A 19077-nucleotide genomic window follows, 5' to 3' on the forward strand; every position below is an offset into this window, starting at 1 on the left:
GATTATTATTCGAATAGTATGCGAATAATACTTGATATTATAAAGCTGAATTGCCCTTATTGCTTACTTATGAGCAGATTAACGAAACAAATTGCCTTAAAGCATCTTATGATCAATGGACATAAAATGATTGGATTGAAATTTTACCCTGATAAAGTTATCCAATCATTGATGAAAAGCATACCTGGTATAAAATGGAGTAATCGACTTGCGATGGTCTATTGTCCTAATACTCAGAGTCATCTAAATAAAATATATGCTACTTTTAAAGGAGTAGCCTGGGTAGACGGAAAATATTTCTTTCGAAACCGGCCTATCAAAGACCCGGTGCTGGAATCAAAGCAATTTACTTTAAAGGCCCTCAAAGAGAGGAAACACACAGATGGATATAAGCTTTGCCCTGAAGAATACCTGCAAAAGTTGGAGCTAAAGAAGTATGCGCTCTCTACGGCAAAAACCTATGTAGGCATGTTTGAGGGGTTTATTAATTATTATAAAGATATACCATTGCTTGAGCTGGGAGAAAATGAAATTAGGGGCTACCTCTCTCATCAGGTAGATTTGGGCAGATCTGATTCCATGCTTAACCAAATTATCAATAGCATAAAATTTTATTATGAGATAGTGTTGGATATGCCCAATAGGTACTATGATATAGAAAGGCCCAGGAAAAAAGAAAAGTTGCCAGAAGTATTATCTCAAAATGAAGTAAAACGAATGATAGCAGCAATGAGCAACCTGAAGCACAAGTGCATCATTAGTTTACTTTACTCGGCTGGGCTAAGAAGGAGCGAACTCTTAAACTTAAAAATATCGGATATTGACAGTGAACGGATGCAGATAAGAATAGAAAACGCAAAAGGCGGAAAAGACCGTTATACTCTTCTAGGAAAGAATGTCTTAGAAGATCTAAGACAGTATTATAAGAAATGGAGGCCTCAGCACTATTTAATAGAAGGGCAGAATGGCGGACCATATAGTGGAAAAAGTGTGGTCAATGTGGTGAAAGAGGCGGCTAGGAGAGCGAAAATACAGAAAAATGTAGTTCCTCATATGTTACGGCATAGCTTTGCCACGCATTTATTAGAAGATGGCGTAAACTTAAGGCAAATACAGTTGCTCCTGGGGCATAACTCAACCAAGACCACAGAAGTATACACACATATAGCTAACACCTCTATGAAATTAATCAGAAATCCTTTAGATTGAGCCCATAATAAAAATAAGGGAATGTGTTTCCCTTACACGGATGTTGGCACACATTCGCATTCCATTAAATGAACCGAAATCACCAAGTTAGACTCTGCTCAATTTGCCAGAACCGAAGTTTCGACAAACAGAACGGTGTAATCTGTGGCTTGACGAACGAACTTCCAACCTTTGAACTTCAATGCCAGGACTTCAACAAAGATCAGGAAGAATTTGAACGAATAAGTATCTACAAAACCAAGAAGTACGGACTTGAAATTAACAACAAGGGTTTCTTAAAGGAACTGTTAGAAGATAAGCCAGAAAAAATACGACTTACGAACTTTGTCCCAATTCTTAAACCAAGAAAAGTAAGTGAACTGCCTTCTGTTTTTCATGTAACAAAATCCAAAATGAAATACTTATTGCTCTTGGTAATTCCCATTGTCTTTTTGGGTCTTTCGATTGACGAACTACTTACTTCCGAACCATCGAACTTGATAATTGGCTTTTCTATAATATGGAATGCATATCTCATTTGGATAGTCATTGATTACTTCAGGAATAACAACCAATTTGAGATTAGCGAACACGGTGTTAGAACATCCAAGGAATTGATTCCATGGGAGGTAATCTTCGCAACTGTCATCAAGGAAAGTCAGTATGAAAATCGACTGATCCTAATCCTTCCAACTGGAACGGACATAGATATCAACCTGAACGGTCTAATTGGACCAAAACAACGGATTGAGAACTACATTGAACTCTATCGAAAGAAGCGAATGGAAACAGAATAGACGTGTGCCAACATACGATATGGTCGCATGGCCTTACTTAGCCATCTGCCTAGAGGCTGCTCAACATCCCACTTATCTGCCGCCAGGAATCTGACATGCTTTCTATTTACCTCTGCTCGTGGGAGTTTTTTATCTGGAAAGGCGCAGTGCGCATCTGATACTTTGAATACACCGGCAGATAAGCTACTTTTATCGTTATTAATAAAGCTCGGAGGCCACAGCGCCATATCCGGGCGTTAGCCACAAGCAAAAAAAAGCAGACACGATAAAATGAGAATAGAAACTATAGAAATTAACAACTGGAGGTCTATATGTCATTTAAAAGCAGACTTTAATGACTTTGCTGTTGTTATTGGTCAGAATAATCACGGGAAATCCAATATTATCTCATCCCTTTTGTTCTTTTTCGGAAAAATTAAGCCTGACAAACAAGATTTTTTAAATGCCGATTTACCTGCATACATTGAAATAAAGTTTTCACAGCTTGATGAGAATGACCAAACGACTTTCAGTAAATATTTATCTAATGATAATTCTATTAAAGTTCGCAAAACCTTAAATACAGATTTAAAATTCTCATATAACGGTTATTATGAATTGCCAAATGATGAATGGCTAAATCCTGCTAATTCAGGTAACTATACAAGTCGTGATTCAATATCAGAAATACCGCTAAATGATTTAGTCCCTTCAAGTGGTAGAATTACAAAAGCAATAGTAGAACAGGCACAAACAGAATACATAACCGCAAACTCTGCTGACCTTGAATTTAATTACACACTGGAAGAAGGTAATTTTCTAGGACTCAAGACTGTTGCGCAAGGCATTTTTGGCGACGTTTTCTTCATTCCAGCCGTTAAAAGTGCAAATGAAGAATTGAAACCAAATGGTTCAAGTGTGTTTAGTGATTTGTATGCAAAAGTTTTGAACAAATTAGCAGAATCTAATCAAACATACTTGAATGCAAAACGGCAGGTAAATGAATTGGTTAGTATCCTGAATAAAAAAAATCAAGAAGGGGAAAGTAATGTAAATAGACCTGAAGAACTTAATACTTTTGAACAAAATATAGCAACAGAACTTGGAAACTGGAACACATCAATCGAAGTTGAAGTAACTCCACCTAATATTGATGATATTTTCAAAGTAGGAACTCAAATTTGGATAAATGATGGCGTTAAAACTGACGTAAATAGAAAAGGGAATGGTTTACAAAGAGCTTTAATATTTGCTCTTATTAAGTCATATGCCAATATAATCAGACAAGAGAATAATCAACCGAATGAAGGTGGAGCAAATAGACAAGCTTCGAATTCATCCTACTTTATAATTGAGGAGCCCGAATTATATCTACATCCTCAAGCACAAAGAGATTTATACTCTACACTAAAAACTTTATCTGAAAATAACAATCAAGTTATTGTTACAACTCATTCTAACTCGTTCGTTGATATTACAGAATATAAATCACTAATTATTGCAAAAAAAGAAAGTGTTGCAGAAGGGACAACAGTGAAACAATGTACTTCTGATTTATTTGCGGAAATAGATGAAAGACGAAAGTTAAATCTTATCTATTGGATTAATCCAGAAAGAAGTGAATTGTTTTTTGCGAAAAAAGTAATATTAGTAGAAGGGCAAACAGACAAAACTATTATTCCTTTTTTAGCTAAATCTCTATCAATTTTCAGAAATGATTACACATTAATTGATTGTGGGTCAAAAGACAATATGCCACTATATCTAAAACTTTTAAACGGATTTAAAGTCAATTATATAGTTGTTTATGATAGAGACCATCAAGCTCATAAAAGTGCAGACGCAATTGCAAGTGCAGATACATCATCGGCTAAAATTGAGGAAGTGATTAATTCTGACTATGGGAAAAGTATTGTCTTTGAAAATGATATTGAAGAAGAAATAGGATTGGTTGACCGTTCCGTAAAGAACAAACCATACATCGCTCTAAATACTGTATCAGAAGTTGACTATTCAATGCCTGAATCATTAAGAAATAAAATTGAGCAAATATTTGAATAAAAGCCAGTGGCTAACAACTTATATAAAAAATAGCGGTTTTATCGCTTAAACGGAACAAAAAGAATAAATTAATGGTCTGTTATAATCCGAAAATTTAGTGCCTAAAATCCACTACTTTTCATATACAAACCCGTTAGCGGTAATGCTAAGCCACAGACTCAATTAAACTGTTTCCCAAAACCTCCTTTCCGAAATTTGTATCACATCTTCAGACTTTTGTATAGCTAATAGAACCGTTTAGCGTCTCACCTTTGTATCATCATTTAACAACATAAAATTTAAATAATGAGCGAGACAAGAGACACAAAACAATTATTCCAAACTTTTACATTTAAAAACGGGATCGAAACCAAAAATAGGATTGCAATGGCACCGATGACAACTTGGGCAAGCAATGATGATTATACCGTATCAGATGATGAAATCAAGCATTACAAAGCTCGAAGTGGAAACGTTGGAATGGTAATAACAGGTTGCACCAGAGTAATGGCAAATGGTATAGGCTTTAACAATGAATACGCCTCATATGATGATTCGTTTTTACCGAGTCTTAAGAAACTGGCCATGGCTGCAAAAAAAGGTGGAGCACCTGCAATACTTCAAATTTACCACGCTGGAAATAAAGCAGTTTTAGATCTTATTCCTGATGGTATTCCTGTAAGTGCAAGTCCCATTGCGCTAGCACCTTCCATGTTTTATACAGGAGGGACCGTATCACGTGAACTTACACATGAAGAAATTTTAGAAATGATAAAGGCTTTTGGTCAAACCACACACAGAGCTATACAGGCAGGTTTTGACGGAATAGAATTGCATGGTGCTCACGGATTTTTATTACAAAATTTCTTTTCGCCTTATTACAACCAAAGAACTGACTATTGGGGTGGATCTGCAAAAAAAAGAATGAATTTTGCAGTAGAGGTGATCAAAGAAGTTCATGATGTAATTAAAAAGTATGCGGAAAAACCTTTTATGATAGGTTTTAGAATCTCACCAGAAGAGCCTGAAAGTTATAGAGTGAGAGATACCTTCCCATTGATAGATAAACTAATCGACTCTGGAATTGATTATCTGCACGTTTCTCTTGCTGATCTTCTTTCGCAAAAATCAATAGATGATGAAAATGGAGATATTACTCTTTTAAAATCAATACTTGATCACGTTCAGCATAGAGTTCCTGTGATAGCTGCGGGAGGTGTCAAACAGTTTAATGAAGCGGAAGAAGCACTAAAATTAGGTTTGTCTATGGTTGCAGTTGGACACGGGCTTGTTATCAATCCGAATTGGGTGGAGCTTGCATCCAATGAAGAAAAAGCGGATGAAGTTTTAAGCATGTCTAAAGCTGATGAACTTGCTGTACCAAAAAAACTTCAGGAATTCATAAAGGTAGCAACGGGATTTTTTCAGGTTTCGGACTAGTCTTACTATTTAAAAATCAAAATAAATAATTTTTCAAAACATAGCCTGATTTTGTATTCATTAATCAGTAATTTATTATTGATACATCAGGCTATAATTAAACGAAAATTAATTAACTTTTTGAAGTTTATGTACCTTTAATAATTTAATAAATAAAGAGTTGGAATTATGAATCATTATAAAACGATAAGTGAACTCTGTAAATCAAATGGATTTCCACCGCCAGAAAACCCGCTGCTGGGTATACTAACTTTTGAAGAGTCAGAAAAATGTACTTTTATTGAGCGAGAATTTACGATGGGGTTTTATACCATTGCATTAACAAAATTAAAATCAGGAACATTTCAATATGGTCGAACAAAGTACGACCACGACAATGGCTCTTTGGCATTTCTAAAGCCACATCAGAAAGTATTAATGAATAATGTAGAAACAAGTGAAAAGGGATTTCTACTCTATATACACGAAGATTTTTTAGTGAACCATAGCCTTCATTCAGAAATAAATAAATATGGTTTTTTTGATTATGAAGTGAATGAAGCTTTACATCTGTCACCAAAAGAAGAAGAAATTCTTTGGGATTTATTCAACAAGATACAGGTAGAATATCACAATAATCAAGACGAATACAGTAAAGATATTATCCTAACTCATATAGACTCTTTCTTAAAATATGCCCAGCGATTTTATAAACGACAATTTTTGAACAGGTCTGTTCTATCGGGATCTATAATCACGAAATTTACTGAGATACTAAAGCAGTATTTTGAAAATGGAGGTCTACAAAAAAGCGGATTACCGTCTGTAAAATATATGGCCGAAAAACTGGCATTGTCACCAAAATACCTAAGCGATTTATTAAAGCAAGAAACAGGTAAAACAGCACTGGAACATATTCATATTGCATTGGTTATCGAAGCAAAAAATATTTTGATGGGAACCGACAAAACCGTAGCCGAAACTGCTTATCAATTAGGTTTTGAAAATCCACCTTACTTTTCAAGACTTTTTAAAAAAGAAGTAGGGGTTACACCAACGGAATACAGAGAACAGTTTTTGAATTAGTAATCAATATGCTGAGAAAAAAAACACTACCGCTAATAACTAAGTCTTCGTGTGGCTCATCGAGCCAAGCATGAAGACAGTGTTGAACGAACCGTGGCACAGTCTATGGGGATTAGTCATTATTGAGATAGGATATTGAAGCCCTACTTATTGAGATTAAGGGCTGAGGCTTTGGATCAGAGTCTGGCTTTAAGCATGTAAAGGGTCTTGATAAGTTCCTATGAGTTAAAATTTTGTTTTTTAAAGTCCGTTTTATAGGATTTTAGGCATAGGATTTCCATTGCACCAGATTTGTGCATAAAAAAATCGCTAACTAAATTCAGGTAGGCAGACATTCTTAGGAGGTCCTCTGTTATCAAAGCGCATGATGGTAATGAGTTTACCTTTTCCGCAATGAGGACAAACCCCTTTTTTGATAGGCTCTCTTTTGATGCAAAGTTGGCTCTGGGCTCTTTCGAGATGTTAGACTGGCTATTTCGGTCGGACTATGCCAGTTGTTTCGGTCAAACTATGCCAGTGATTTCGGTGTATCTATGCCACTTTAAGAGTTGTGTAATTTTAGTAAATATTAATGTTTCAACATACCTTTTCTCAAAGATTCTCCTTTGAGATCTATTCTATGAGAAGAGTTAACGAGCCTGTCTAATATGGCATCAGCAATAGTACCTTCACCAATAATATCATACCAGGCTGATACTGGTATTTGAGAGGAGATTATAGTTGAAGTTTTTCCATGACGATCATCGATAATATCCATAAGTACTTCTCTTGCCATATTGTCCATGCTTTGTAAACCAAAATCATCTAGTATTAAGAGTTGGGCAGAGGTAATTCTTTTAAGTTCTTTGATATAGGTGCCATCTACTTTGGCGAGTTTCATTTTGTTGAACAGGCGAGCTGTTACCTGATAGATGGTGCTATAGCCCATCAGACAAGCTTGTCTGCCTATGGCCTGACTCATAAAGCTTTTGCCGACTCCTGAAGCACCTGTAATAATGATGTTTTCACTTTGCTTGATGAACTGTAAGGAGGACAACCTGTTGAACATGTTTTTATCCAGATCCCTATCTTCAGAGAAGATTATTTCATCCATGTCTGCCTGCTGCTTGAAGGTGGCTTTTTTCATCAGCCGTGTAATCTTCTTATTCTGACGGTCATCCCATTCACTTTCAGTGAGTAAGGCCAGGTATTCATCTGGGGTACATTTTTGATAAGCATTGCTACTGAATTGTTGTCTGTGCAGTTCAGCCATCGCAGATAGCCTCATGGATTTTAGTTTTTCTATTGTTTGATTATTGTTCATAAAATTATTGTTTACTGGTAATGGTTAGCCCCTCTGATGTTTTTGTGAGAAGGGATATGTGATTGATGGTTTTCTTGTTCTATTTCATGCTCGTCCATATTATTGCTGAGTATATTTTTGAGCCTTTGATAGCTGTATGTGTCATGATGAACAGCCCTTAGGCAGGCTTTATCTACACGCTCATGGCCATAGTTTTTGGCCAGCATTAAAATACCCATGGCTCTTTTGTAGTTAATCTCAGGATAGTCACCCTGCAGAAATAAACCTGTCATAAACAGCTTTACATTTACACCTATTTTACCTCCCTGATCAGAAAAATACTGGGGACTCCATTGGCTATAAGCACGGTGTGTACTGGAGAGGTGATTCTTATTAGTAATATAAGCTCCCTTACTCATTACTCTATTATGCAGCGCAATGCGTTGGCTTTTGTAGTATACTTCAACATGTTTGGAGGTATACTGTATCTGGGTTTGAGAGCCAATGTAGCGATAGGGAACGCTATAATAAGTCTTGTCAGCCGAGAAGTATACATATCCCATCTTCTGTACCTTGGCTCTGGCGTATTCTTTAACCTGATAAGTACTTTGGGGTAAGCTTTTTAGAAGGGATGATTCTACGGATTGGAACAGCTCTTTTCTGGAAGCTTCTTTTCTTTGAAAAAGTACATTATTATAGCCCTTAAGATGATGCTGAATCTCTTCATTAAGCGCTTCAATAGAGAAGAAAGTCATTTTACGCATAGGGTAATAAATGCGCTGATAGGCCAGCTGAACAGCATTTTCTACCAGTGCTTTATCTTGTGGGGCATAACTACGTGTAGGGTTTATGGCACACCCATAGTGATGAGCGAAGTCTTTGAAAGTTTTATTAATAACCGCCTCATACTTACTGGATCGGGTAACTGCCGATTTAAGGTTGTCTGACACGATGGCTACAGGTACTCCTCCAAAGAAGCGGAGTGCATTATTGAGGCATTGAATAAAGTCCTCCCTTTTTTGACTTTTACATGCTTCCACATAAGTATACTGACTAAAAGGAAGTGTGGCCACAAAAACTTCTACTTGGCTTACTTCTCCTGTAGATGGATCTACTACTTCTAATTTCTTACCTGCAAAATCAACATAAAGCTCTTTTCCTGCCTTGTGCTCTAACTTCATAGAACCTTTGGCCTGTTTGTACTTACGCTGATAATGGGTGGTAAACTGAGTGTAACTATAACTATCCTGAGTTTGCTCAGCATACAACTGGTAGTGGTACTGAAGGGTAAAGCCAGGGTGATGACGCTGTGGGTGCATGGTCTCAAAAAAACGCATTAAAACTGCATAACGATCATTGTTTATGGTTGTCTTAGACGAAAACAGCTCTTCTAAAGCATCAGTATCCAACTGTAGCAATGCTTCCATGGGCTGGTCGCTTGACTGAAGTGATCGCAAATAATGGTTAACAGTGTTTCTATTCACACCCAGGGTCAAAGCAATTTGCCGATTGCTCAGCCCTCTCAAATGAAGATTGATAATTTGTTTTAAGTCCATTATGTCAAGTTTATTCGCCATCCTTTTTTGGGGCGATATTAACAATCAATGAACTCTTAAAGTGGCATAAATCGAACCGTAATCAAGTAGATACACTGGCACGGTTTGAACCGAAATCACTGGCATACACCTTACCGAAATGGGTGGCATAAATCAAACCGTGGTATCCATAGACTTCGGCAGCATGACTTACCTCATCCGGCCTCATAGCCTCTGTATGTGGTTCATGTTCTTCAGTACAGACACCGCAGTCTGGCTTTATTCATACGTGTTTTTTTAAAGGTATTCATGAATGCTTTGCATTTCTTCAGTTCTAACCTCTCGGTTAACAAGCTTGCCACTGGCTTCGCTTCCAGGCACGACCTTAGCGCGTAAAGAACTTTTACTTCTTGGAACACTCGAATTCTTGAGTTATATTCACCATTCACGACACATATGGAGTTTATAAAAAATTGTGGTTTAGGTAGTTAAGCGAAAGATAATTGATAAAAATGGAGATCACTTATAAGCTAAGAGGTAGTGCTCCGAATCAGCTACTTTACATAGACAATACCATTACCCGCAAGCCGAAAAACAAACTAAAATTAAATATCAAATGCCGAAGGATAAGTTTATAATTTTAATATTATTTTTTTTATGTACAATCAGCGTAAAAGCGCAATTTTCAAAATGTACTGATTGCGATGAATTTAAAGAATTTAAATCATCACTTTGTACCATTGAAAAAGTCCCCCTTAATTATTTGTCAAATAACAATGATTCCATTGAGTTATTTGTTAGAAAATTCCCCTCATTAAAGAATAGAAAAGGATCTATTTGGTTAATCGCTGGAGGACCTGGAGAATCAGGAGCGAGCTTATACCCTTTGGTGGAGTTGTTTTCAAAAACATTCCCTCATTTAGACATATTTATTCCAGACCATAGAGGAACGGGACTATCGAGCAAAATATGCCCTAAGGAAGAATCGGTAGATTCTCCAAACGGAATTGCACTTGCAAATGATGAGTGGGGCCCTTGTTTTAACCATATGTATACCAATACCTCTTATGTACAGGCTTTTTCAATCACCAATGCAGCAAGAGACCTTAGTTTACTTATTAATAATTTCAGCGGAACAGGAAAACGCTATGTATATGGAGTTTCGTATGGAACGCAATTAGTGCTGCGTTTACTGCAATTAGAAACTACGGAATTAGATGGCGTCATATTAGATTCACTAGTTCCTTTACAAGATGATGAGGAGAACGATTTAAGTCATCGGTCGTTTATAGTAAATGATATTGGAAATTCAGTATTGACATATTATGATACCATAATAAACGATGATGAAGCTCCTTTAGCCACTAGACTAAAAAGAATTATACAAAAGGCTAAGAACGATGAGGATTTCTCTAAAAGCTTACCTAAACAAGATTTATCTATAATATTAGGTAGGTTGCTGGATGTACCAAAAACAAGACAACAAATTCCTGAAATTATTAAAGGATTAGAGAAGGAAAACTTTGATCCCTTAAATAATGCTATAAAAGAACTTACAGAGTTTTATTCCAATTATGGTAGATATGAGACATCTTCAAATTCAATACCTTTAGTTCAAATAATTTCAGCCTCTGAAAATAATTTAAGACCTCAACTTAAAAAAACTGAAGTAATAGCAGAATCAGAAGCGCTATTATTCTCAAGCCCATTAGCAGGCTTACTAGCTGAAAATTCTATGCCTACCTATCCAAGAGACAATTATTTTACAGGAATTCCTAAACAAATGCCCCCAACATTAATTTTACACGGAACATTAGACCCTAAAACTCATATAACTGGAGCTATTAAACATTATAAGAAATTACCCAAGGAAAATGCTGTGACTTTTTTAAAAATAAAAGACGCTCCTCATTTTATAGCTCTATTTGCACCTGATAGCTTTAAAGCTTTAGCATTTAAATTTATAAATGGAGAAAAAATTGAAAATGATTTGATTAATGATAAAGATACCGAACTAAAATAATCAATTATCCTTTTAAACTACGCCTGCAGGTAATTGTGTAGACGGCCATGAGCTATAAGCTCTTGGCACGCCTCACTAACTATCGTATAAATGGGTCTCGTATACGGTGTTTCATTGAATCTAGGGTTGAAGTTTTGGTAATATTCCAGCATGCTTTTATAACCTTACTTTCTTAGTAGTGATACGGTTATGGTAGTCCTGAGGGTAGGGATTTGAGCCAACGCCTAGCCATCCATTGTATTTACAGGATCATCAGAAAGGGCAGGAAATTCTACTATATGGAAACGAAGAAAGGGGGAGGTATAGGGGGGTAGAATTACATATTCTAAGTGTAAAAAGTCACCTTATTGAGATAGGTGAGTTATTCGGTGAGTGACTTTTTTAAACCTTTAATAATTAACTGTAAATCAGTAATTTGTAATTATGGTTCGAATCCCTCCGGCTCCACAATTCACAAGTCAAATGACATCAAAAGCCTCTTTAAGCTATTTAAAGAGGCTTTTTTGTTTAATGCTCAAGCCATTTTATTCATATAAAACCAATAGCTAGGTGAGTTATTCGGTGAGTAAATTGATAGTTTGTAATAACTCACAACCTGGTCTAAGGTTATGAAGCTCCGGCGCAAGTGTCCACTTGTGCCATTATTGTTATGAAACTCTGGCGCAAGTGTCCACTTGTGTCATTATTGTAGTAGTTTAGCCATTGTTCAGCGTATGTTATTAGGTAGGATGCATATTACCTTGCGTTACAAATGCCTGGAATTATGTAGCCGTAATACAATTGTGACCTAGCAGGTTAGAAAGTATGAGGCATTGCCAGCAGGAGAAAGGTTTGGAGATTTATTCATGGTGTATTATGCCGAGTCACCTTCATTTAATTATAGGATCGAATGCATATTGAATAGGCACAAGCGGACGCTTGCGCCAGTGGGGAGAACTTTAAGTACAAATGAATGGCTAGATTACTTAATATTTAATTCATGCAAAATGATGATACAATGCTTCAAAATCATGAAGATAAATTTTACACATGGATGAAAAAAGCAATTTTAAATGAACCTCATTTAAGCGGGTGTCTCTACTATTATATTGTTGGAATTAATACGCTATTGAGTATAAGGCAAGATAATTTAGATGAAAAAAGTGAAATAGATAAAGTTTTAATACCTTGCCTTGATATTTTTGAGATAAAATCAATAGCAAAAAGATTTGTATATGAAAATTTTAATGATCAAGATAAATTATTGCTTTATGAAAAAATCGATCATATTGAGAATATTCAAGAGATGAATTTGCTAGATAATTTTCAAAATTATTCAAATAAGATAAAATGGAACTGGGATTTATACAAGGGTCATTATATATCGTCAAAAATAAATGAAATAACTAATTCTATTAAAATTTCTAAGAAAAATCTAACTATTCAATTTTAACCATGGCTGGTTCGTGTATATGTTATGGCCCTCGTTCCTCGAATGCTTCCCTTAGTCCTAGGTTAAGCGGAGCGGTCCTGCGACCTGCCCTGTACAAGAGCATATGCTCGGAATAAGATAAACAGATGTCCACAGCAATCCACCCATCGCTCGGCAAAAGTCTTAGCATATTATTTTTTAAGTTTGGATATTAACCTTGCATTACATATGAATGGAAATATGTAGCCGCAATACAATTGTGACCTAGCAGGTTAGAAAGTATGAGGTATTGCCAGCAGGAGAAAGGTTTGGAGATTTATGCATGGTGTATTATGCCGAGTCACCTTCATTTAATTATAGGATCGAATGCATATTGAATAGGCACAAGCTGACGCTTGCGCCAGTGGGGGATATACAGATTGGGAATTTAATGAGATATTAGATAACCCAAAATGCAAGGAAAATACAATCTTCTATAAAAGTGGAGAAAAAGTAAATATTGATATTGATTGAATATGAAATCGTACAATTGTTTTTTTGAATTGAAAAAGAAAATTTTAGGAAAAGGATATTTCGGAGCTGTTTTTTTAGAAGTTAAATTTTGGAATGATACTTTTTCTAACTTGGAAATTAATTTTAGTAATTCTGAGTACAAAGAGTTTGTATCTAGTGGAATAAATTATTTTCATGAGTGTTTAAAACGAAATAATATTAAAGATTCTCTAGTGGTGAATGTTAAAGGAGTAAAATGCATGCCTGTTGACACAACAGGCATTGTAATAATGTTTACAACTATTATGGCTTTGTCAAGTGGTTTAGGAAAGGAAATAGATGGATTAAATTTGAATACTCAGAATGGTCTGTTTGAAATTCCTTCAAACCCTTCGTTATCCTTAGTCTTACCCAGTTAGTCCGCGTATGTCCTTAGCTGTTGGTGCTCCCACTGGTCCTAGGTTAAGCGCAGCGGTCCTGCGACCTGCCCTGTACAAGAGCATATTCTCGGAATAAGATAAACAGATGTCCACAGCAATCCACCCATCGCTCGGCAAAAGTCTTAGCATATTATTTTTTAAGTTTGGATATTAACCTTGCATTACAAATGCCTGGAAAGATGTAGCTGCAATACAATTGTGACCTAGCAGGTTAGAAAGTATGAGGTATTGCCAGCAGGAGAAAGGTTTGGATATTTATGCATGGTGATTATGCCGAGTCACCTTCATTTAATTATAGGATCGAATGCATATTGAATAGGCACAAGCGGACGCTTGCGCCAGTGGGGGACTAGACTGGAGTGATGAGTTAGGAGCTCATATAAATTGGGAAACAGCCACAGAAAAAGGGGCTATACCCATCAAAATGAATAAAGAGGTATACGAAAAAACATTAAAAAATATTTTCTAATGTATATACATCCACATTTAAATAAATTTATAAAAAAAGAATCAATTTTATCTTACAATAATCCTAAGTATGAATACAATATTATTGAAAAATTTGGATTAAGAGAGATAAAGGATTATAAAAACACCCAATATAGAGGTAACATTGATTGGGATTTAATTTCCCCTTCATTTGTTTATTCTTTTTTGAATGATGGTAATGAGCAATTAATATCCATTTTGTCTAAAAGTGAAATGAGTAAAAAAGAGAATATAATAGTTGAGGTGGGGTATGGAGGTATTGTTTTAATTTTAAAGACAAAGGATTTTTTTAAATATTGGGAGGAGATTCTACTAGCCTCTCGGCAAGGCTTTCCGGTAATTTCGGAAGATGGAACACTTATAATGGAGTTTTTAGAAAATGATCAATTAATTTATAGTAATTTTTTAATAGGTTAATTCTCCAACTGGTCGTAGGTTAAGCGGAGCGGTCCTACGACCTACCATGACCAAGAGCATATGCTCGGAATAAGATAAGCAGATGTCTGAGGCTACAATGTGCAGTCAGTATTTCATGAATACAAGTTTGTAAGTAAAGAAAGGAATTTGAGCGGACGCTCAAGCAATATATGGATCTTAGTGGATGCTACGACCAGTTGTGAGTGGATAATTGGAAGTGTATAAAAGAAAGGTACATTTATGAAAACTACCTTTAAGGAAAATGGTGATGTGTTAGGCGAAAAGAAAATTAAGCTTGAAAATGATGCCATTAGCATAAGAGAGGAGGAATGCTCCGGAGGGCTACTCTATTTCAATGGCATCGAATTCATTTGGATTCATCAGGGTGATTAAGCAATAAATGATTCAATTCAATCAGTTAAATGATATTTTTTCGTTAAAATTGGAATTTATCTGTAATCAAAATTTTTAAATGATATATCCCAATACAATCTTAAGGCTATTAATTGTTTGCTTAGCAGCATGTCTGTTATCCTGTGGAGATGATGATCCTGTAATTTCTGATGAACCTCAAATTGAAAATCCCATTGATAGTGTGTTGGTTTCTATAAAGGTTCAAGGTGATAACCTTGCCGAAGGTATACGTGGTTTTGTATTTCTCTCGGATGTAACTGGTAGCCTAATTGCCTCTTCCGAATATTCAAATGGGGATAGTGTAGTTTTGTATTCCTCTCAATTCGAGGGTAGTGAGTTTTACTTATCGCAAGGTTTACTTTACAATAATGGGGAAGAACTGGAAATTATAACTTATGCAAAAGTTAATAAAGGTAGAAAATGGGTTCTATACAAGGTTTATACGAGTGAGGAATCTGAATATCCTTACCGGGCAGACTTGAAATTTCAAAATGCAAAAGAGGGCGCTAGCTATAGAGTAAGTGCTCATGATCAATCTATTTCTTACTTTGGAGTGAATGTGGAAAATGGTTATAATACAGATTTAAAAACAAATCCTTCTGATATTTATATTGTAGAATCTAATGATCAGGATCAATTTGTAAAATACGGTGTTTTTACTGAAATCACAGAGGGCGATAATCTTGTAGATCTTAGATTGGTGAATAATGATATAGTTTCCAAAACACTAGCTATACCGGAGTCTTTAAATGTGGCGACAATTGGAATTAGAGCCTATCCGAATAGCTTTAATTCAGGATTCTATGTTTGCTTTAGAGATCAGTTTACCGAAGAGGGATTTAATATATCCTATCCTAAAGAAGGGTTCTCAGATTACTACACTCAAGTTTATTATGAGAATGATAAATTTGAATATGGGCAAAGAACGTATGGAGAAGATGGTATTTATATTGGCACAATGAATTATGATTACGATCTTATGTATGATGGAGAAGTTATTACATATTCTGTTTCTGGCGATCTGGATTTCATGATTTTTGATATTGAAAAGGAAAATGTTTATCACACTTGGTTGGTGCCATTTGGGGAGGGAAAGGTGGTCTCACTCGAATTGCCGCAGGTGTTGACTAACTTTGATGCCTCACTTAACCAGCCTGGGTATATTAATTTTCGTAATATCCTCGATATTCATACTTATTCAGAGTGGCTTGATTTTATTAGTAAATCCGATAATAACCTTATGGATATTTTTGAATTAGGTTTAGATTTTCAGGAGTTATCTATTAAAGAAGAAAACTCAGGGGGGAAATTAAATAATAGAAGGGGGAAGCTCCCGATAATTCTCTGATTCAATATCAAATCACCTCTTCCAAGCCCCGAAGAGGTGATATAATTTTATCAGTAAGGCCTTATAGATAAACCATCTGGCCGTAGGTTAAACGAAGCGGTCCTACGACCTGACATGTATAAGAGCATTTGCTCGGAATGAGATAATCAGATGTCTGAGGCTACAATGCATAGTCAGTTTTTTATGAATACGATGTTGTGCTTAAAGAAAGGGGTTTGGGCGGACGTTCAAGTAATATATGGATCGTGGCGGACTAGGTTTAGATAGTTCTATTTTTCTATATTTATAAAAAATAGGGCTATCAGGCTCTACTGAGCTACACAAGCTTTATAAATGAAATACACTAAGATATGATGAAAGGATTCACTTTTACTCTAATAGGAATAACACTGTTGTTTTTCTCATGTCAATCAGAGCTGGATAAAAAGGACTTAATAGGAAAATGGAAAGTAACCAATATGAAAGTGGATATACCAAACGTTCCTGCTCAAATAATTGAAAATGCTAAGATTTTATCCCTTTCCACAGTTTATGAGTTTAGTGATGACATGACATTTCGAATGGAAATCGTAAAAAATGAGAGAGAAAATGGCAGAAAGCAAATTGGCAGGATTGAAATCAATGACGCGCTTCTAACTTTAGCAATTGATACAGTTTTCTTGAGAAACAATAATGATGAATGGGTAAATGTTGAAAAAAGAGACTCTGGCTTTTTTGATCCCATTATTATGTCAATTGAAAAAAAAATCGAGAAACCAAATTACGTTCTCAGAAAAGGAAGAAAATGGAAAAATCTATTATACGCTCAATAGGATTGAATAGACGCTCGTCTACAACAAATAAACTCCCATTGGCCGTAGGTTAAGCGCTGAGGTCCTACGACCTGACATGTATAAGAGCATTTGCTCGGAATGAGATAATCAGATGTCTGAGGCTACAATACACAGAGAGTATTTCATGAATACGAGTTCTTAAAGAAAGGAGTTTGAGCGGAACTCAAGTTATGTATGGATCTATGATCAGTTGGAAAAAGCAGGCTTTCACACACGCGAATTAGCAAATAAAAGCCGTCATTCCTGAATCATGGAGCATAGCGCAATGATATCAGGAATCTTACTGTTCGGTTAGTGTTATCTGAACAGCGAGATCCCGGCTCTTCACTTCGTTGCGGCCGGGATGACGGTTTGCCATCAGTCACTCTCTGGCGTAAGTGTCCACTTGTGCTATTATTGCTGTTATCTACTCACTTTCTTTTTTCTCAAAAGTAAGTTCACTCTAAAATTATGTAAGCCACCAAAACGGTCAAGGGTTTCCCATAATTTGGAGGGATCGTTGGGCTTGTACTCAAATCCATTTTTTGTGTTGTAAACGATCTTTGTGAAATGGTGGCCTGAGTGAAGCTTTATTACTACTTCTACTAGTTTGAATCCATCCCAATGTAATGTGGGCGAGCCCAGGTTTAAATGAGGATATACGTTGATTACTTTGATCTCGTTTCCCAGAATAGTAATTATTTCCTCATCTGCTGACAATACGATATTATCATCAGTTATCTTAATTGATCCAATCTGAGGTAGGTTGTAATAGTGCTTGTAGTTATGTAAAATGATTATAGCAATCAGACTGAAATGGAATACTAAACCTAGCCATAAGGGGAGGGCCAGTCGATCCATCACAATGAAACTTCCCATGAAAACAATAGGAAAAAGGACAAGAACCAACCAATTCAGCGTTCTCTTCTTAACTATAGCCTTTGTGATAGTATATTCATTCTCCATTACTGGCCGCAATATAGTATTTATAGATTGCTTGAATAAAGCCCTTTCAATAAAAAAGCCCTTTCGTTATCGCCATGCTGAGCATGGTGGTATGGTTCCCTACTAGGACAAGTAGCGATATCAAGCCTCAACCTAGTCTAAGGTTATGAAACTCTGGCGCAAGTGTCCACTTGTGCCATTATTGTAGTAGTTTAGCCGTTGTTCAGCGTATGTCATTAGGTAGGATGCATATTAACCTTGCATTACAAATTTCTGGGAAGGTGTAGGCATAATACAATTGCGATCTAGCTAGAAAATAAACGGCATGAATGAATATCAATAAGCAAACGAAGCCTTGGATACTAGTTTTGATGTTCAAACTATATACCAATCTGGAAGTGAATTAATAGAAAAGGAATGATAAATAGTAATAAACTGTTGTTTTCAAACCCAGCAAATTATGAGTTTGCATTTCTAGCATCAATAGCTTATGGTTTTTTAATTTTTGTTATTTGTGATTGGCTGTTGCATTTAAACCTTTGGTTAACTATTCTAATTATTGCATCTGTACTTTTTTTATTTATAAGTTTTTCATTGTATGACACTAAAGTGTATAAGGATCAAATTTATCAACAATATAAGTTAGGTGTGTTATTTAAGACTAAACTAATTGATTCAATTGACATTGAGAAAGTTAGTTTTAAAGTGACTGGAGAAGAAACAAATTATTTCCATATTTATTATAGAACAAAAAAAAATTTTATTAAGAAGAAGTCAATACTTGTGCGATCTGGCATACGCAGAGATAAACTTACTCAGATATCTAATCATTTAAAAGATAATAATATTGAGGTAACAGGGTTTTGATTACACATCAACAGTCGCTCGGCTCTACCCTCCTCACTGGTCGTAGGTTAAGCGCAGCGGTCCTACGACCTGCCATGTACAAGAGCATCTGCT

18 protein-coding genes are annotated in these 19077 nt (G+C 35.8%); 13 read left to right on the forward strand and 5 right to left on the reverse strand.

Features of this window, described 5'->3' with window-relative positions:
• Positions 1 to 69: 69 nt before the first annotated feature.
• Together xerA and LVD15_RS12000 are read left to right on the forward strand one after the other, a co-directional pair.
• A complete protein-coding gene (gene xerA, locus LVD15_RS11995) occupies positions 70 to 1209 on the forward strand; it encodes a site-specific tyrosine recombinase/integron integrase (RefSeq protein ID WP_233780569.1) in 1140 nt (379 codons plus the stop codon).
• A gap of 149 nt (positions 1210 to 1358) precedes the next feature.
• Positions 1359 to 1985, forward strand: a complete 627-nt coding sequence (locus LVD15_RS12000; protein ID WP_233780570.1) for a hypothetical protein — start codon at positions 1359 to 1361, stop codon at positions 1983 to 1985.
• On the opposite strand, the gene LVD15_RS12005 is transcribed toward LVD15_RS12000, so the two are convergent.
• Positions 1955 to 2212 (reverse strand): hypothetical protein, encoded by a 258-nt coding sequence (locus LVD15_RS12005; RefSeq protein ID WP_233780571.1) that lies wholly within the window; start codon positions 2210 to 2212, stop codon positions 1955 to 1957. The genes LVD15_RS12000 and LVD15_RS12005 overlap by 31 nt on opposite strands.
• Before the next feature lie 43 nt (positions 2213 to 2255).
• Between LVD15_RS12005 and LVD15_RS12010 the strand changes: the two genes are divergently transcribed.
• The 3 genes from LVD15_RS12010 to LVD15_RS12020 all read left to right on the forward strand — a co-directional run bounded on the left by LVD15_RS12010 (position 2256) and on the right by LVD15_RS12020 (position 6509).
• Positions 2256 to 4025 (forward strand): AAA family ATPase, encoded by a 1770-nt coding sequence (locus LVD15_RS12010; RefSeq protein ID WP_233780572.1) that lies wholly within the window; start codon positions 2256 to 2258, stop codon positions 4023 to 4025.
• A gap of 285 nt (positions 4026 to 4310) precedes the next feature.
• Entirely contained in the window at positions 4311 to 5444 is a 1134-nt protein-coding gene (locus LVD15_RS12015) for an NADH-dependent flavin oxidoreductase (RefSeq protein ID WP_233780573.1), read from the forward strand.
• A gap of 168 nt (positions 5445 to 5612) precedes the next feature.
• Positions 5613 to 6509 (forward strand): helix-turn-helix domain-containing protein, encoded by an 897-nt coding sequence (locus LVD15_RS12020; protein ID WP_233780574.1) that lies wholly within the window; start codon positions 5613 to 5615, stop codon positions 6507 to 6509.
• A gap of 568 nt (positions 6510 to 7077) precedes the next feature.
• Here LVD15_RS12020 and istB read toward each other — a convergent pair.
• From istB to LVD15_RS26850, 3 genes are all read right to left on the reverse strand, one after another.
• A complete protein-coding gene (gene istB, locus LVD15_RS12025) occupies positions 7078 to 7812 on the reverse strand; it encodes an IS21-like element helper ATPase IstB (protein WP_233780575.1) in 735 nt (244 codons plus the stop codon).
• A gap of 11 nt (positions 7813 to 7823) precedes the next feature.
• Entirely contained in the window at positions 7824 to 9347 is a 1524-nt protein-coding gene (gene istA, locus LVD15_RS12030) for an IS21 family transposase (RefSeq protein WP_233776528.1), read from the reverse strand.
• A gap of 82 nt (positions 9348 to 9429) precedes the next feature.
• The gene (locus tag LVD15_RS26850) at positions 9430 to 9555 is read right to left on the reverse strand and encodes a hypothetical protein (RefSeq protein WP_255763394.1); all 126 of its coding nucleotides are present in this window, start codon (positions 9553 to 9555) and stop codon (positions 9430 to 9432) included.
• A 387-nt stretch (positions 9556 to 9942) separates the two neighbouring features.
• Between LVD15_RS26850 and LVD15_RS12035 the strand changes: the two genes are divergently transcribed.
• From LVD15_RS12035 to LVD15_RS12070, 7 genes are all read left to right on the forward strand, one after another.
• Positions 9943 to 11349 (forward strand): alpha/beta fold hydrolase, encoded by a 1407-nt coding sequence (locus tag LVD15_RS12035; protein WP_233780576.1) that lies wholly within the window; start codon positions 9943 to 9945, stop codon positions 11347 to 11349.
• 979 nt (positions 11350 to 12328) lie between these two features.
• Positions 12329 to 12781 (forward strand): hypothetical protein, encoded by a 453-nt coding sequence (locus LVD15_RS12040; RefSeq protein ID WP_233780577.1) that lies wholly within the window; start codon positions 12329 to 12331, stop codon positions 12779 to 12781.
• 521 nt (positions 12782 to 13302) lie between these two features.
• Positions 13303 to 13671 (forward strand): hypothetical protein, encoded by a 369-nt coding sequence (locus LVD15_RS12050; protein ID WP_233780578.1) that lies wholly within the window; start codon positions 13303 to 13305, stop codon positions 13669 to 13671.
• 489 nt (positions 13672 to 14160) lie between these two features.
• Positions 14161 to 14598: a hypothetical protein gene (locus LVD15_RS12055; protein ID WP_233780579.1), complete on the forward strand. Its 438-nt coding sequence runs from the start codon at positions 14161 to 14163 to the stop codon at positions 14596 to 14598.
• A 240-nt stretch (positions 14599 to 14838) separates the two neighbouring features.
• Complete coding sequence (locus LVD15_RS12060) at positions 14839 to 14991, forward strand: hypothetical protein (protein WP_233780580.1); 153 nt, start codon at positions 14839 to 14841, stop codon at positions 14989 to 14991.
• A gap of 79 nt (positions 14992 to 15070) precedes the next feature.
• Positions 15071 to 16360 (forward strand): hypothetical protein, encoded by a 1290-nt coding sequence (locus LVD15_RS12065; protein ID WP_233780581.1) that lies wholly within the window; start codon positions 15071 to 15073, stop codon positions 16358 to 16360.
• Between the two features lie 350 nt (positions 16361 to 16710).
• Entirely contained in the window at positions 16711 to 17172 is a 462-nt protein-coding gene (locus LVD15_RS12070; protein ID WP_233780582.1) for a hypothetical protein, read from the forward strand.
• 423 nt (positions 17173 to 17595) lie between these two features.
• Here LVD15_RS12070 and LVD15_RS12075 read toward each other — a convergent pair whose 3' ends face one another.
• The gene (locus LVD15_RS12075; protein ID WP_233780583.1) at positions 17596 to 18051 is read right to left on the reverse strand and encodes a hypothetical protein; all 456 of its coding nucleotides are present in this window, start codon (positions 18049 to 18051) and stop codon (positions 17596 to 17598) included.
• Between the two features lie 483 nt (positions 18052 to 18534).
• Between LVD15_RS12075 and LVD15_RS12080 the strand changes: the two genes are divergently transcribed.
• Entirely contained in the window at positions 18535 to 18984 is a 450-nt protein-coding gene (locus LVD15_RS12080) for a hypothetical protein (RefSeq protein WP_233780584.1), read from the forward strand.
• The last annotated feature ends 93 nt before the right edge of the window (positions 18985 to 19077 follow it).

This window comes from Fulvivirga maritima (genome assembly GCF_021389955.1).
Taxonomy (GTDB): domain Bacteria; phylum Bacteroidota; class Bacteroidia; order Cytophagales; family Cyclobacteriaceae; genus Fulvivirga; species Fulvivirga maritima.